The sequence below is a fragment of the Kitasatospora sp. NPDC022785 genome (genome assembly GCF_055561295.1).
Genome location: NZ_JBVHHB010000020.1, coordinates 1 through 14,132 on the forward strand (window position 1 = coordinate 1; position 14,132 = coordinate 14,132).

Genomic DNA, 14,132 nt, shown 5'->3' on the forward strand with positions numbered 1-14,132 from the left:
AACCCGGAAGCTAAGCCTCACAGCGCCGATGGTACTGCAGGGGGGACCCTGTGGGAGAGTAGGACGCCGCCGAACAATCATTCACAAAGAACCCCTACCCGGGATCCGGGTGGGGGTTCTTTGCGTTTCCGGGACAACGGTGTTCCGGGAATTACAGCGCGAGTTTGAAGCCGACGTGCGAGGCGACGAATCCGAGGCGCTCGTAGAAGCGGTGGGCGTCGGTGCGGGTCGCGTCGGAGGTGAGCTGGACGAGGTCGGCGTCGAGTTCGCGGGAGCGGTCGACGGCCCAGAGGATCAGCTCGGTGCCGAGGCCGCTGCCGCGCTCGTCGGCGTGGATCCGGACCGCTTCGATGATGGTCCGGGTGGAACCCTTGCGCGAGAGGCCGGGGACGACGGTCAGCTGGAGGGTGCCGATGGTCCGGCCGGCGCGTTCGGCGACGACCAGGTGCTGGTGCGGGTCGGCGTCGATGCGGGCGAAGGCGTCGCGGTACGGGGTGAGGTCGTCGGGGCTCTCGCGGGTGGCGCCCAGGGCGTCGTCGGCGAGCATGGCCACTATCGCCGGAAGGTCGTCGGCGGTGGCCCGGCGGATCGTCAGGTCGGTCATGATCACAGCCTAGGCGGCCCCCTGGAAGCCCGACCAACCCCCTGCCCCGCTCCCCTACCTCTCCGCGGGCCCGGCTGTGCCCCACAGCAGCCCTCCAGGCCCCCCAAGAGCCCTTCCGGCGGATGACCCGGCGTCACCCACCCTCCGCCGCGCTGGTGATGACGGCGAAGACGGCGTCGTGCGGGTCGATCAGCTGGGCGAGCCGGCCGACGCCGTGGACGTCCATGGCGGGGATCCGGACGGTCGCGCCGAGCTGTTCGGCGAGGGCGACGGCGGCGTCCACGCTCGGGACCTCGATGTAGGGGAGCCAGTGCGAGGTGGTGCCGGCGGCGGTCTGTTCGGGGCCGAGCTGCATGATGCCGCCGTGCGCGTCGTCCGTGCCGCCGCCGGCCGGGGTGAGGACGGTGTACATCACCTCGCCGAGCGGGACGTCCTGCTCCTGCCAGGAGAAGACGGCGCGGTAGAAGGCCTTGGCCGCCTCGGCGTCGACGCTGTAGCACTCGGCCCAGCAGAAGGTGCCGGGTTCGGTGACGGCGTCCAGACCGGGGGTTTCGCGGGGCTCCCAGACGGCGAACTCGGCGCCGGCGGGGTCGGTGCAACCGGCCGTCCGGCCGTCGGTGAAGACACTGAACGGGGCGAGGCGGACCGTGCCGCCGGCGGCCTCGACGAGTTCGGCGGTCCGGTCGGCGTCGAGGGTGCGGAAGTAGATCGTCCAGCCGGGGCGGGTGGTCCCTTCGGCCGGGTCGGCGGCGGCACGGTGCGGGGCGAGGGCGGCGACGGTGCGGCCGTCCTGCTGGAAGAGGCCGTAGCCGCCGGCCTCCGGGCCGGTGGAGGCGAAGGTCCAGCCGAAAACGGTGGTGTAGAAGGTGACGGAGGCGGCGGTGTCCGGGCTGGTGAGGTCGAGCCAGTTGGGCGAGCCGGGGGCGAAGGAGGTGGTGAGCATGGCGGCACTGCTCCTCGGGCGATGCCTGTCGCGTTGGGGCGCGGGCAGGACGGAGGGTCCCCCTCTGCGTCTACCAGCCTGGCACCAGGGCGCCCGGTGTCGCACCCGGGCGGTACGGTGCGTAGCGGAACTGCACCCGTACTGGTAGAGGGGGCCGGGTGGCCAGGCAGACTCAGCAGGCGCCGGCGGGTCCGGTGGGCCCGCCGCGTCAGCTCGCCCAGGTCGAGGGCGTCCTGGAGCGGATCACGTACGCCAACGAGGAGACCGGCTACACGGTCGCCCGGGTGGACACCGGGCGCGACAGCAACGACCTGCTGACGGTGGTGGGCGCGCTGCTGGGTGCGCAGCCGGGGGAGTCGCTGCGGCTGCACGGGCGGTGGGGGTCGCATCCGCAGTACGGCAAGCAGTTCGTGGTGGAGAACTACACAACGGTGCTGCCTGCGACGATCCAGGGCATCCAGCGCTATCTCGGCTCGGGGTTGATCAAGGGGATCGGGCCGCGGTTCGCCGAGCGGATCGTGGAGCGGTTCGGGGTGGACACCCTGGAGGTGATCGAGCACGAGCCGGGCCGGCTGATCGAGGTGCCGGGGCTGGGGCCGAAGCGGACCAAGAAGATCGCGGTGGCGTGGGAGGAGCAGAAGTCCATCAAGGAGGTGATGGTCTTCCTCCAGGGGGTCGGCGTCTCCACCTCCCTGGCGGTGCGGATCTACAAGCAGTACGGGGACGGTTCGATCGGGGTGGTGAAGAACGAGCCGTACCGGCTGGCGTCGGACGTCTGGGGTATCGGCTTCCTGACGGCGGACCGGATCGCGCAGGCGGTGGGGATTCCGCACGACAGTCCGGAGCGGGTGAAGGCGGGGCTGCAGTACGCGCTGTCGCAGAGCAGCGACCAGGGGCACTGCTACCTGCCGGAGGAGCGGTTGATCGCGGACGGGGTGAAGCTGCTCCAGGTGGACGTGGGGCTGGTGATCGACTGCCTGGCGGAGCTGGTGGCCGCGGAGGGGGTGGTGCGGGAGTCGGTGCCGGGAGAGGGCGGCGAGCCGATCACCGCGGTGTACCTGGTGCCGTTCCACCGGGCGGAGATCTCGCTCTCCAACCAGCTCTTGCGGCTGTTGCGGGCGGAGTCGGACCGGATGCCGTGGTTCGCGGACGTGGACTGGCCGGCGGCACTGGGCTGGCTGGCGAAGCGGACGGGCACGGAGCTGGCCCCGGAGCAGGAGCAGTCGGTGCGGCTGGCGCTGACCGAGAAGGTCGCGGTGCTGACCGGCGGTCCCGGGTGCGGCAAGTCGTTCACGGTGAAGTCGATCGTGACGCTGGCGCTGGCGAAGCGGGCCAAGGTGGTGCTGGCGGCGCCGACCGGGCGGGCGGCGAAGCGGCTTGCGGAGCTGACCGGGGTGGAGGCGTCGACGGTGCACCGGCTGCTGGAGCTGCGGCCGGGCGGGGACGCCGCGTACGACCGGGACCGGCCGTTGGACGCCGATCTGGTGGTGGTGGACGAGGCGTCGATGCTGGACCTCATCCTGGCGAACAAGCTGGTCAAGGCGGTGGCGCCGGGGGCGCACCTGCTGTTCGTGGGGGATGTGGACCAGCTGCCGTCGGTGGGCGCCGGCGAGGTGCTGCGGGACCTGCTCGCGGAGGGCGGGCCGATCCCGTCGGTGCGGCTGACCAGGATCTTCCGGCAGGCCCAGCAGTCGGGGGTGGTGACCAACGCGCACCGGATCAACGAGGGGCTGCCGCCGATGACGGAGGGGCTGGCGGACTTCTTCCTGTTCGTGGAGGACGACGCCGAGCGGGCGGCCGGGCTGACGGTGGACGTGGTGGCGCGGCGGATCCCGCAGCGGTTCGGCTTCGACGCGCGGCGGGACGTCCAGGTGCTGGCGCCGATGCACCGGGGCCCCGCGGGCGCGGGGAACCTGAACACGCTGTTGCAGGCGGCGGTGTCGCCGGCCCGGGAGGGGCTGGCGGAGCGGCGGTTCGGCGGGCGGACGTTCCGGGTGGGGGACAAGGTCACGCAGATCAGGAACAACTATGACAAGGGGCGGAACGGGGTCTTCAACGGCACCGTGGGAGTGGTGACCTCGCTCAGCGTGGACGACCAGCGGCTGACCGTGCTCACCGACGAGGACGAGGAGGTGCCGTACGACTTCGACGAGCTGGACGAGTTGGCGCACGCGTACGCGGTGACGATCCATCGGTCTCAGGGGAGCGAGTATCCGGTGGTGGTGATTCCGGTCACCACGTCCGCATGGACGATGCTCCAGCGGAATCTGCTCTACACCGCTGTGACCAGGGCGAGGAAACTCGTGGTGCTCGTGGGGTCACGGAAGGCGATCGCCCAGGCCGTTCGAACCGTCAGCGCAGGTAGGAGGCATGCCGCGCTGGACCATCGGCTGGCCACTGGATGATTCTCCAACGGATGGTTGCCTCTATTGTTCTCTTGACGTGAAGAGATTTACGGCAGAGCCTGGTGTGGTGCCGATCTTGTCCGGTTCGTACCGGCTGCGGCGGCAGGTTTTGTAGGGGCGGTCCCTTTCGGGCCACCCCGGGTGCGCGGCTGTCCGCCAGATGGGGGATGGTAGAGACAGTCAGGGCACCTTGGAAGAGGATTCATTTCGTCGGTGAGGAAGACGTGAGCGACAACTCGGTAGTACTGCGGTACCAGGACGGCGAGTACGAGTACCCCGTCGTCGAGAGCACTGCGGGCAACGCCGGCTTCGACATCTCGAAGCTGCTCCCGCAGACCGGCCTGGTCACCCTGGACAACGGCTTCGGTAACACCGCCGCGTACAAGTCCGCGATCACCTTCGTGGACGGCGACAACGGCATCCTGCGCTACCGCGGCTACCCGATCGAGCAGCTCGCCGAGCAGGGCAGCTTCATCGAGACCGCGTACCTGCTGATCAACGGCGAGCTGCCGACGGCCGACCAGCTGTCGGAGTTCAACCGCGAGATCACCCAGCACACCCTGCTGCACGAGGACGTCAAGCGCTTCTACCAGGGCTTCCCGCGGGACGCCCACCCGATGGCGATGCTGTCGTCCGTGGTCGGCGCGCTGTCCACCTTCTACCAGGACAGCCACAACCCGTTCGACGCCGGCCAGCGCCACCTGTCGACGGTCCGCCTGCTGGCGAAGCTGCCGACGATCGCGGCCTACGCGTACAAGAAGTCGGTCGGCCAGCCGTTCGTCTACCCGCGCAACGACCTGAGCTACGTCGAGAACTTCCTGCGGATGACCTTCGCGGTGCCCGCCGAGGACTACGAGCTCAACCCGGTCATCGTCAACGCCCTGGACAAGCTGCTGATCCTGCACGCGGACCACGAGCAGAACTGCTCGACCTCCACGGTCCGCCTGGTCGGCTCCAGCCACGCCAACCAGTTCGCCTCGATCTCGGCCGGTATCTCGGCGCTCTGGGGCCCGCTGCACGGCGGCGCCAACCAGGCCGTCCTGGAGATGCTGGAGAGCATCCAGAAGGACGGCGGCGACGTCGACGCGTTCATCCGCAAGGTGAAGAACCGCGAGGACGGCGTCAAGCTCATGGGCTTCGGCCACCGCGTGTACAAGGCGTTCGACCCGCGCGCCGCGCAGGTCAAGCTGCTGGCGCACGAGGTGCTCGGCCAGCTCGGCAAGTCCGACGAGCTGCTCGACATCGCGCTCAAGCTGGAGGAGCACGCGCTGAAGGACGACTTCTTCGTCTCGCGCAAGCTCTACCCGAACGTGGACTTCTACACCGGCCTGATCTACCGCGCCATGGGCTTCCCGACCAGCATGTTCACCGTGCTGTTCGCGCTCGGCCGGCTGCCGGGCTGGATCGCCCACTGGCACGAGATGATCAACGACCCGACCAGCCGGATCGGCCGTCCGCGCCAGATCTACACCGGCACCGCGATCCGCGACTACGTGGAGCTCGGCGCCCGCTGAGGCTCCGGCACCCGCTGACGCAGGACCAGGAAGGGCCCGGCCGCACCGTGCGGCCGGGCCCTTCGCCGTCACCCGCGAGGGTGGAAACGTACGGCGCACGACTCCGGGGGCGGCCGCAGCCCGGGACGGCCGCTCAAAGCGTCCCAGACCCGCCACTCCCCGGCGCCGTGCGCGAAGGCCGCCGACAGGTCGGCGACCGTCCCGGGGCCCGCCGGAGCCCCGTCGGCGGCAGTCGGTGTCCGCGCGGAGACGTGAAGCCGTTCGCCACGTCCCCGCCCACCGAAAAAACTGCCGCACTACCAACCTAAGACGTATCAGGGTGCGAGAAGTTACGCCCGGGGTGTGTGACCTGCCTCTCGCCACGCTCCGTGTGCGCGTCGTACCGGGCCCATACCACACCTTCCGCCGGCGGGAACGTCACCCTCCCCACAGTGACGGCAACCGAGCGTGATAGGAATCGTGGCATTCCGGTACGGACCGTCCCGCACCCTCGCAGCGTGGCGGCGGAACTGGGGAGGGAGCGCGCAGATGGCCAGGAACGTCGTTGTCACCGGCGGTGGCACCGGGATCGGGTACGAGGTGGCCCGCCGGTTCGCCGAGGCGGGCGAACAGGTCGTGATCGTCGGCCGCCGGCGGGCGGTGCTCGAACAGGCCGCGGCCGACCTCGGCCCGAACGTCACCCCGCTGGTCTGCGACCTCGCCGACCCGGACGCCGTCGAGGCGGCGCTCGGTGAACTGCCCGAGCGGATCGACGTGCTGGTGAACAACGCCGGCAGCCGGGAGACCGTGATCGGCGGCGGTCCGCACGCCCTGCTGGCCCGCTGGCGCGGCGACTTCGAGCGCAACGTGCTGACCGTGGTGCTGCTCACCGAGTCCATCCGGGACCGGCTCACCCCGGGCTCCGGCCGGGTCGTCACCGTCAGCTCGATCGCCGCCCTGCGCGGCGCCGGCTCGTACGGGGCCGCCAAGGCGTCGCTGCACGCCTGGAACCACTTCCTGGCCGCCCAGCTCGGTACCTCGGGCATCACCGCCAACATCGTCGCCCCGGGCACGGTCGCGGGCACCGAGTTCTTCGGCCCGCGGCTGGACGAGGCCGAGGTATCCCGGCGGGCGGCCAGGACGCTGCTCGGCCGGATCGGGGAGGCCGGCGAGGTGGCGGCGGCGGTCTACTTCCTGGCCTCGCCGGAGGCCGGCTTCGTCACCGGAGAGATCCTGCACTGCAACGGCGGCGAGCTGCTCGGTCGTTGAGCGGAGGCGTGGACGTGTAAGGGCCCGGACCGAGCTCGGTCCGGGCCCTTACACATCGGTCTCAGGCGGCCCGGAAGCGGCGCAGCCGGAGGCTGTTGGTGACCACGAAGAGCGAGGAGAAGGCCATGGCGGCGCCCGCGATCATCGGGTTGAGCAGTCCGGCGGCGGCCAGCGGCAGGGCGGCGACGTTGTAGCCGAAGGCCCAGAAGAGGTTGCCCTTGATGGTGGCCAGGGTCCGGCGGGAGAGCCGGATGGCGTCGGCGGCGGCGAGCAGGTCTCCGCGGACGAGGGTGAGGTCGCCGGCCTCGATGGCGGCGTCGGTGCCGGTGCCCATGGCCAGGCCCAGGTCGGCCTGGGCGAGGGCGGCCGCGTCGTTGACGCCGTCGCCGACCATGGCCACGACACGGCCCTCGGCCTGGAGGCGCTGCACGGTGGCGACCTTGTCCTGGGGCAGCACCTCGGCGATCACGTCGTCCGGCTTGATGCCGACCTCGGCCGCCACCGCCCGGGCCACGGCGGCGTTGTCGCCGGTGAGCAGCATCGGGGTCAGCCCGAGGGCGCGCAGCCGGGCGATGGCCTCGGCACTGGTGGGCTTGACGGCGTCGGCGACCTCCAGGACGGCGCGCGCTTCGCCGTCCCAGCCGACGGCGACGACGGTCCGCCCGCCGGCCTCGGCGCCCGCCTCGGCCCGGGCCAGCGCCGGCGGGAGGGGCAGCGCGCGGTCGGCCAGCAGGGCGGCGCGGCCGGCGACCACGGCGCGGCCCTCGACGGTGCCCCGGACGCCGAGGCCGGGGAGGTTCTCGAAGCCCTCCACGCCGGGCAGTTCGCCCGTCCGGTCGGCGGCGGCGGTGGCGACGGCGCGGGCGATCGGGTGCTCGGAGGCGTGCTCCAGGGCGCCGGCCAGGCGCAGCGCCTCGGTCTCGGTGGTGCCCTCGGCGGTGTGGACGGCGAGCAGGGTCATCCGGCCGGTGGTGACGGTGCCGGTCTTGTCCAGGACGACGGTGTCCACCTTGCGGGTGGTCTCCAGCACCTCCGGGCCCTTGATCAGGATGCCGAGCTGGGCGCCGCGGCCGGTGCCGACCAGCAGGGCGGTCGGGGTGGCCAGGCCCAGGGCGCACGGGCAGGCGATGATCAGCACGGCGACGGCGGCGGTGAACGCCTCGGTGGGGTTGTCGGAGACCAGCAGCCAGCCGACCAGGGTGCCGAGCGCGATCAGGATGACCACCGGAACGAAGACGGCGGAGATCCGGTCGGCCAGCCGCTGGGCGGCGGCCTTGCCGTTCTGCGCGTCCTCCACCAGCTGGGCCATCCGGGCGAGCCGGGTGTCGGCGCCGACCCGGGTGGCCTCGACCACCAGCCGGCCGCCGGCGTTGACGGTGGCACCGGTGACGGCGTCGCCCACCGCGACCTCGGCCGGTACGGACTCGCCGGTCAGCATCGAGGCGTCCACGGCCGAGGCGCCCTCGACGACCACGCCGTCGGTGGCGATCTTCTCGCCCGGGCGGACCACGAAGCGCATCCCGACGGTCAGCCGGTCCACCGGCAGCCGGACCTCGCGTCCGCCCCCGCCGTCCTGGAGGACGGAGACGTCCTTGGCGCCGAGGTCGAGCAGGGCGTGCAGGGCGGCGCCGGCCCGCCGCTTGGAGCGTGCCTCCAGGTAGCGGCCGAGCAGGATCAGCACGGTGACGGCGGCGGCCGTCTCCAGGTACAGGGTGGACGAGGCGTCGGTGGCGCCGACCGAGAGTGAGAACGAGTGCCGCATGCCGGCCATGCCCGCGTCGCCCCAGAACAGGGCCCAGAACGACCAGCCGAAGGCGGCCAGGGTGCCGAGCGAGACCAGGGTGTCCATGGTCGCGGCGCCGTGCTTGAGGTTGGTCCAGGCGGCGCGGTGGAACGGCAGCCCGCCGTAGACGACCACGGGGCCGGTGAGCGCGAAGGCCAGCCACTGCCAGTTGGTGAACTGCATCGACGGGATCATCGACAGCATGACCACCGGGACGCTGAGTACGGCGCTGACCAGCAGGCGGTCCAGCAGGGGGTCGGCGGGGGGCTGTTCGGGCGTCGTGCCGGCCCCGGCGGCCGCGGCCTCGGGGGTGGTGGCGGGCGGCGGGGGGAGTTCGGCGGTGTAACCGGTCTGCTCGATGGTGGCGATCAGGTCGGCCACGTCCACCCCGGGCCCGAAGTCGACCCGGGCCTTCTCGGTGGCGTAGTTGACGGTGGCCTCGACGCCTTCCATCCGGTTGAGCTTCTTCTCGATCCGGGCGGCGCACGAGGCGCAGGTCATGCCGCCGATGGACAGCTCGACGCGCTCCCGCAGGGCCGCCACGCCCGGGGTGGAGGTGGTGCTCATGCTGGTCAGCTCCTTGGTCAGAGCGTACGGCGGGGGCCGCGGGGTGCGGGCCCCGCCGTGTGGTCTGTCTTCGAGGGCCGCGAGGCTCAGACGGACCGGCCGACCAGCTCGTAGCCGGCCTCGTCGACGGCCGCGCGGACCTGCTCGTCGTCCAGCTCGGCCGTCGAGAGGACCGTCACGGTGCCGGCCTTGGCGTCGGCCGCCACCTCGGTGACGCCGGTCAGCGCGGAGAGCTCCTTGCTGACCGAGCTCTCGCAGTGGCCGCAGCTCATGCCGGTCACGGTGTAGGTGATGGTGCTGGACATCGGAGCCTCCGGGAGGTCTGTACCGCCGCGGGCACGTGCCCGGGCTGTTCGTCTGATAACACCATACCCCTGCGGGGTATGACTCAGGGAAGGGGGTGATGTGGCGCGGATCGCATCCGGCCGCCCGGCGGCGCGGACGCGGTCCGAGAGCAGAGCGTATGCGTCCGAACACGTTGCGCCCGAATCCGCGCCGGGCGGCGGGCGGATTCGGGCGCAGTGTGCGGTCCTGCGGGGGTCGTTCAGGCGGGGGCGGCCGGGAGCTGGGCCGGGATCGTGGCGCGCTCGCGGCGGATCAGCAGCCGCAGCCAGAGGAGGCCGCCCAGCGCGACCACGACCAGCCCCAGGGTGTCGTAGAGCGTGTAGAGGTGGACCTGCTCGCCGGTCGGGTCCGGCATGTAGCCGAGGTCGAACAGGGCGCGCTGCCGGTCGCCGGTGGTGGTCCTCGCGACCAGCCAGACCGCGATGCCGCTCGTCGAGTCCCAGAGCGCGTGCAGGAGGGCGACGCCGAGGTAGGTGAGCGCGACCGGAGGGGTGAAGCGGAAGTGGCCGCCGCGCCGCTCGCGGAAGAGCACCCCGCCGAGGATCGCCGTCCACAGGATGTGTCCGACCGGTGCCAGGACGCCGCGCAGGATCTCCGTCTCGACCAGGTTCCTGAGCGAGAGGCCCTGGATGCTGAGCACCGCGTTGAACGCGTAGCCGGCGCTCTCGAAGGCGGCGAAGCCGGCGCCGACCGTGGCGCCCAGCACCAGCCCGTAGCGCAGGCCGCCGACCCGTAGGTGCCGGCAGATCACGACCAGGGCGGCGAGCTTGACCGCCTCCTCGATCAGGCCGACGCCGAGGTACGTCCAGGCCGAGGGGGAGAGCAGGTACGTCTCCAGCACCGAGGCGCCGAGTACGCCGATGATGCCGCCGATGCCGAAGCAGGCGAGGATCCGGTCCGCGCCCAGGTCGGCGGCGTAGCGCTCGTACGCCCAGACCACCATCGTGGCCGGCACGAGGAAGCTGCCGAGCAGCACGATCGTCGGCACCAGGTTGCTGTTGCCGGTCAGGAAGGTGACGGCGACGGTGGCGACCCAGAGCAGTAGGCCGACCAGGAAGATCCGGAGCCATTGGCCGGGACGTGCCGCCGCCCGCGCCGGCGGATCGGAGATGCGGGGGGTGTTGCGGTATCCGGACACCGGTGATGGCCTCCCTCGCGAGCTGCTTTTAGTCGCACTGTATGACAAAGCGGCCATTTCGGTACCGATTGGCCCAGTGCGGCTCGGGTGGGCGGGGCCGGCCCCGGGGTGCGGGGGTGAGGTGGCTGATCGTCCGTTATGTTCGATATGTGTTCCCCATCCGCCGAGCCCAGTCGCCCGCGGTCCCGACCGCCGTGGGACTGTCGCCGGGCCGGCGGCGCGGCGCGCTGCTCGCCGCCGACCTCCAGGACGTGCCGTTCTGGCGCCGGGCGACCCCGGCGCTGATCGCGATCGGGCTGGTCGGACTCGCGGACCTCCTATCCGGCAAGGACCGCTACCTCGCGCCGCTGATGACGGTCGTCCCCACCATCGCCGCACTCACCCTGCGGCCCGTCGAACTGCTGATGGTCTGCCTGCTCGGTCTCTTCGCGGTGTTCGGCCTCAGCCACTACGACGAGGTCGACAACGTCAACGACGAGCGCTTCCTCTACGGCGCGATGGTCAGCTACCTGCTGCTCACCCTGTTCTCCGCCTGGGTCGCCCACCTCAGGATGCGCCGGGCCGCGGCCTTCGCGGCCGTCAGCTCCGTCGCCGAGGCCGCCCAGCGGGCGCTGCTGCGGCTGCCCGGCCCGGTCGTCGGACCGCTGCGCCTCGCGGTCCGGTACGTCTCCGCCGCCGACGCCTCGCGGATCGGCGGGGACCTCTACTCCGTCCTGGAGACCCCGCACGGCACCCGGGTGGCGGTCGGGGACGTCCGCGGCAAGGGCCTGGGAGCCGTGCAGACCGCCGCCGTGGTGCTCGGCGCCTTCCGCGAGGCCGCGTACGACGAGGCCGGGCTGCGCGGGGTGGCCGCCCGGATCGAGGCCAGCGTCGAGCGGCACGCGCCGGCCGGGGAGTTCACCACCGCGCTGTTCGCGGAGTTCCGCACGCCCGGGGTGATGGAGCTGCTCCAGTACGGGCACGTCCCGCCGATCCGGGTGGACCCGGACGGCGGGGTGCACGTCCTCGACGCGCCCGATCCGTGGGTGCCGCTCGGACTCGGCCGGCTGGCCGCCGGCGAGCCGACCAGCTGGGACCAGCCGTTCGGCCAGGACGACGTGCTGGTGCTCTGCACCGACGGCGTGATCGAGGCCAAACACCGCCGGAACGGCGAGTTCTACCCGCTGGCGCAGCGGGTCGGCCCGCTGGTACGGGGCGCGGCCCGCTCCGCCACGGAGCTGGAGGCGGCCGTCGGCCGGGTCTACGCCGACCTGCTGGAGCACACCGGCGGGGAGCTGCGGGACGACGCCCTGCTGCTTCTGATCACCCGGACCGATCAGCTCTGAGCCGCGGTGACCTCGGCGAGGGCACGGAAGACCAGGGCCGTCGAGGTCGCGCCCGGATCCTGGTGGCCGACGCTGCGCGGGCCCAGGTAGGAGGCGCGGCCCTTGCGGGCCTGGAGCGGCACGGTGGCGAGCGCGCCCTGCTCGGCCGCGTCCGCCGCCGCCCCGGCCGCCTGCGGCAGGCCGGCGCCCGCCGCCACCGCGGCCCGGTAGGCGGCCAGTGCCGGGGTCCAGGCGTCCACGATGGTCTTGTCGCCCGGCTCGGCCCTGCCGAGGTCCCGCACCGCCTGGAGTCCGGCCGCCAGCGCGTCGCCGAACGCGGCCGGGCCGGCCGGGGCGGGCAGGGCGGAGCCGAGGGCACGGAAGGCCTTCCCGTACAGCGGCCCGGAGGCGCCGCCGACCTTGGAGATCAGCGTCGTACCGGCCTTGGTCAGCACCGCCCCCGGGCCCGCCGGGTCGAGGCCGTCCAGAGCGGCCAGCACGGCGGTGAAACCGCGCTGCAGATTGCTGCCGTGGTCGCCGTCGCCGATCGCGGAGTCCAGCTCGGTGAGCCGCTGCTGCTCCTTCTCCACGGCGGCGGCGATCGCGCGCACCCAGGCCTCGGCGAGCGGGGTGTCGAAGTCCATGTCCGTCCCTCTTCTCAGGCCCGCTTGAGGGCGGGGGTGTCCACCGGGGCGTCCCACAGCTCCAGCAGCTCGCCGTCGGCCTTGGCCAGGGTGAGCGAGAAGCCCGCCATGTCCAGGCTGGTGACGTAGTTGCCGACCAGGTTGCGGGCCACCGTGATGCCGCGCTCGGCCAGCCGTGCGGCCACCTCGCCGAAGACGATGTACAGCTCCAGCAGCGGGGTGCCGCCGAGACCGTTCACCAGGGCGATCACCTCGTCGCCGGCGGTCAGGTGGTGGTCGGCGAGGATCGTCTCCACCACCTCGGCGGCCAGCTCGCGGGCCGGGCGCAGCTTCTCGCGGCGGCGGCCGGGCTCGCCGTGGATGCCGACGCCGACCTCGATCTCGTCCTCCGGCAGGTCGAAGCCGGGCTTGCCGGCGGCCGGGACGGTCGCGGCGGTCAGTGCGATCGCGAAGGAACGGGAGGCGGCGTTCACCCGCCGGCCCATCGCGGCCACGTCGTCCAGCGTGGCGCCGCGCTCGGCCAGCGCGCCGGCGATCTTCTCCACCAGCACGGTCGCGCCGGTGCCGCGGCGGCCGGCCGTCCACGTCGAGTCCTCGACCGCGACGTCGTCGTCGACCAGCACGGTGCGGACCTCCAGGCCCTCCTCGGCGGCGAGTTCGGCGGCCAGCTCGAAGTTCATCACGTCACCGGTGTAGTTCTTCACCAGGAAGACCACGCCCGCGCCGGAGTCCACGGCCTTGGCGGCGGCCAGCATCTGGTCCGGCACCGGGGAGGTGAAGATCTCGCCCGGGCAGGCGGCGTCCAGCATCCCGCGGCCGACGAAGCCGCCGTGCAGCGGCTCGTGGCCGGAGCCGCCGCCGGAGACCAGCGCGACCTTCGAGGCCGGCGGGCGGAGGGCCCGGGTGATCACCCGGTTCGCGAGGTCCACCGTCAACTCCGGGTGGGCGGCGGCGAATCCGGCCAGCGCGTCCTCCAGGACGCTCTCCGGGGTGTTGATCAGCTTCTTCACGGCGCTTCGCTCCCTCGGCAGACGATGCTGACCCGACGCTACGCCAGATGGGGGGCGGCGGCACGGGGTACGGTGAGGGGCGGCGTGTCCCGGGGTGGGGCGGGGTTCGGGCGGGGCCGGGGCGTGCGGTGGGTGGCCGATGGGCCTGGGGCGGGGTCGGCGGCACCGGGCGCGACACGGGGCCCGGGTCACTCGTGCGGAGCAGCGGGGCCGCCGTAGGGTCGGCGTATGAGCGACTACGTGGGCATCGTCCTGGTCTCGCACAGCGCGCAGCTGGCCGCCGGGCTGAAGCAGTTGTTGGGGGAACTCGCCTCGGACGCGGTGCGGGTGGTGGTGGCGGCCGGCACGGAGGAGGGCGGGATCGGCACCAGCTACGACCTGATCGCCCGGGCCGTCACGGAGGCGGACGGCGGGGCGGGTGTGGTGGTGCTGCCGGACCTCGGCAGCTCGGTGCTGACCGCCGTCACGGTGCTGGAGGACGAGCCGCGGCCCGGGGTGGTGCTGGTGGACGCGCCCTTCGTGGAGGGCGCGGTCTCGGCGGCGGTCACCGCCTCCACCGGGGCGGCGCTGGCCGAGGTGGTGGCGGCGGCCGAGGAGGCGCGGACCTTCCGCAAGCTCTGAGCGGCC

General features: G+C 72.5%; 12 protein-coding genes and 1 rRNA gene. 6 read left to right on the forward strand and 7 right to left on the reverse strand.

Translation table 11 applies throughout. From position 1 onward, the window contains the following. Positions 1-75 (forward strand): 5S ribosomal RNA (rrf, locus tag ACZ3YO_RS26965); the annotation flags it as partial. Between the two features lie 76 nt (positions 76-151). Here rrf and ACZ3YO_RS26970 read toward each other — a convergent pair. Together ACZ3YO_RS26970 and ACZ3YO_RS26975 are read right to left on the reverse strand one after the other, a co-directional pair. Beyond that, on the reverse strand, positions 152-604 hold the full coding sequence (locus ACZ3YO_RS26970; protein WP_465574002.1) for a GNAT family N-acetyltransferase: 453 nt from the start codon (positions 602-604) through the stop codon (positions 152-154). A gap of 133 nt (positions 605-737) precedes the next feature. Further along, positions 738-1,547 carry a VOC family protein gene (locus ACZ3YO_RS26975; protein ID WP_465574005.1) on the reverse strand — a complete coding sequence of 270 codons (810 nt, stop codon included), beginning with the start codon at positions 1,545-1,547 and terminating at the stop codon, positions 738-740. Positions 1,548-1,705: 158 nt separating this feature from the next. Between ACZ3YO_RS26975 and recD2 the strand changes: the two genes are divergently transcribed. The 3 genes from recD2 (at position 1,706) to ACZ3YO_RS26990 (ending at position 6,714) form a co-directional block, all read left to right on the forward strand. Next, complete coding sequence (gene recD2, locus ACZ3YO_RS26980) at positions 1,706-3,952, forward strand: SF1B family DNA helicase RecD2 (RefSeq protein ID WP_465574008.1); 2,247 nt, start codon at positions 1,706-1,708, stop codon at positions 3,950-3,952. Between the two features lie 224 nt (positions 3,953-4,176). After that, a complete protein-coding gene (locus ACZ3YO_RS26985) occupies positions 4,177-5,466 on the forward strand; it encodes a citrate synthase (protein WP_465574011.1) in 1,290 nt (429 codons plus the stop codon). Positions 5,467-5,994: 528 nt separating this feature from the next. Next, positions 5,995-6,714, forward strand: coding sequence for an SDR family NAD(P)-dependent oxidoreductase (locus ACZ3YO_RS26990; RefSeq protein ID WP_405361525.1), 720 nt, complete (start codon positions 5,995-5,997; stop codon positions 6,712-6,714). 61 nt (positions 6,715-6,775) lie between these two features. Here ACZ3YO_RS26990 and ACZ3YO_RS26995 read toward each other — a convergent pair whose 3' ends face one another. The 3 genes from ACZ3YO_RS26995 to ACZ3YO_RS27005 form a co-directional block, all read right to left on the reverse strand. Continuing rightward, positions 6,776-9,064 (reverse strand): heavy metal translocating P-type ATPase, encoded by a 2,289-nt coding sequence (locus ACZ3YO_RS26995; protein ID WP_465574015.1) that lies wholly within the window; start codon positions 9,062-9,064, stop codon positions 6,776-6,778. Between the two features lie 86 nt (positions 9,065-9,150). Then, a complete protein-coding gene (locus tag ACZ3YO_RS27000) occupies positions 9,151-9,369 on the reverse strand; it encodes a heavy-metal-associated domain-containing protein (RefSeq protein ID WP_465574018.1) in 219 nt (72 codons plus the stop codon). Positions 9,370-9,608: 239 nt separating this feature from the next. Next, a complete protein-coding gene (locus ACZ3YO_RS27005) occupies positions 9,609-10,595 on the reverse strand; it encodes a PrsW family intramembrane metalloprotease (protein ID WP_465574312.1) in 987 nt (328 codons plus the stop codon). Between the two features lie 146 nt (positions 10,596-10,741). On the opposite strand from ACZ3YO_RS27005, the gene ACZ3YO_RS27010 reads away from it, so the two are divergent. After that, positions 10,742-11,872 carry a PP2C family protein-serine/threonine phosphatase gene (locus ACZ3YO_RS27010; RefSeq protein ID WP_465574020.1) on the forward strand — a complete coding sequence of 377 codons (1,131 nt, stop codon included), beginning with the start codon at positions 10,742-10,744 and terminating at the stop codon, positions 11,870-11,872. On the opposite strand, the gene dhaL is transcribed toward ACZ3YO_RS27010, so the two are convergent. Both dhaL and dhaK read right to left on the reverse strand, forming a co-directional pair. Continuing rightward, positions 11,863-12,495, reverse strand: a complete 633-nt coding sequence (dhaL, locus tag ACZ3YO_RS27015; RefSeq protein WP_465574023.1) for a dihydroxyacetone kinase subunit DhaL — start codon at positions 12,493-12,495, stop codon at positions 11,863-11,865. The two genes, ACZ3YO_RS27010 and dhaL, sit on opposite strands and share 10 nt — an antisense overlap. Before the next feature lie 14 nt (positions 12,496-12,509). Beyond that, entirely contained in the window at positions 12,510-13,505 is a 996-nt protein-coding gene (dhaK, locus tag ACZ3YO_RS27020) for a dihydroxyacetone kinase subunit DhaK (RefSeq protein ID WP_465574026.1), read from the reverse strand. Positions 13,506-13,733: 228 nt separating this feature from the next. On the opposite strand from dhaK, the gene dhaM reads away from it, so the two are divergent. Then, on the forward strand, positions 13,734-14,126 hold the full coding sequence (gene dhaM / locus ACZ3YO_RS27025) for a dihydroxyacetone kinase phosphoryl donor subunit DhaM (protein ID WP_405361533.1): 393 nt from the start codon (positions 13,734-13,736) through the stop codon (positions 14,124-14,126). Positions 14,127-14,132 lie beyond the last annotated feature (6 nt).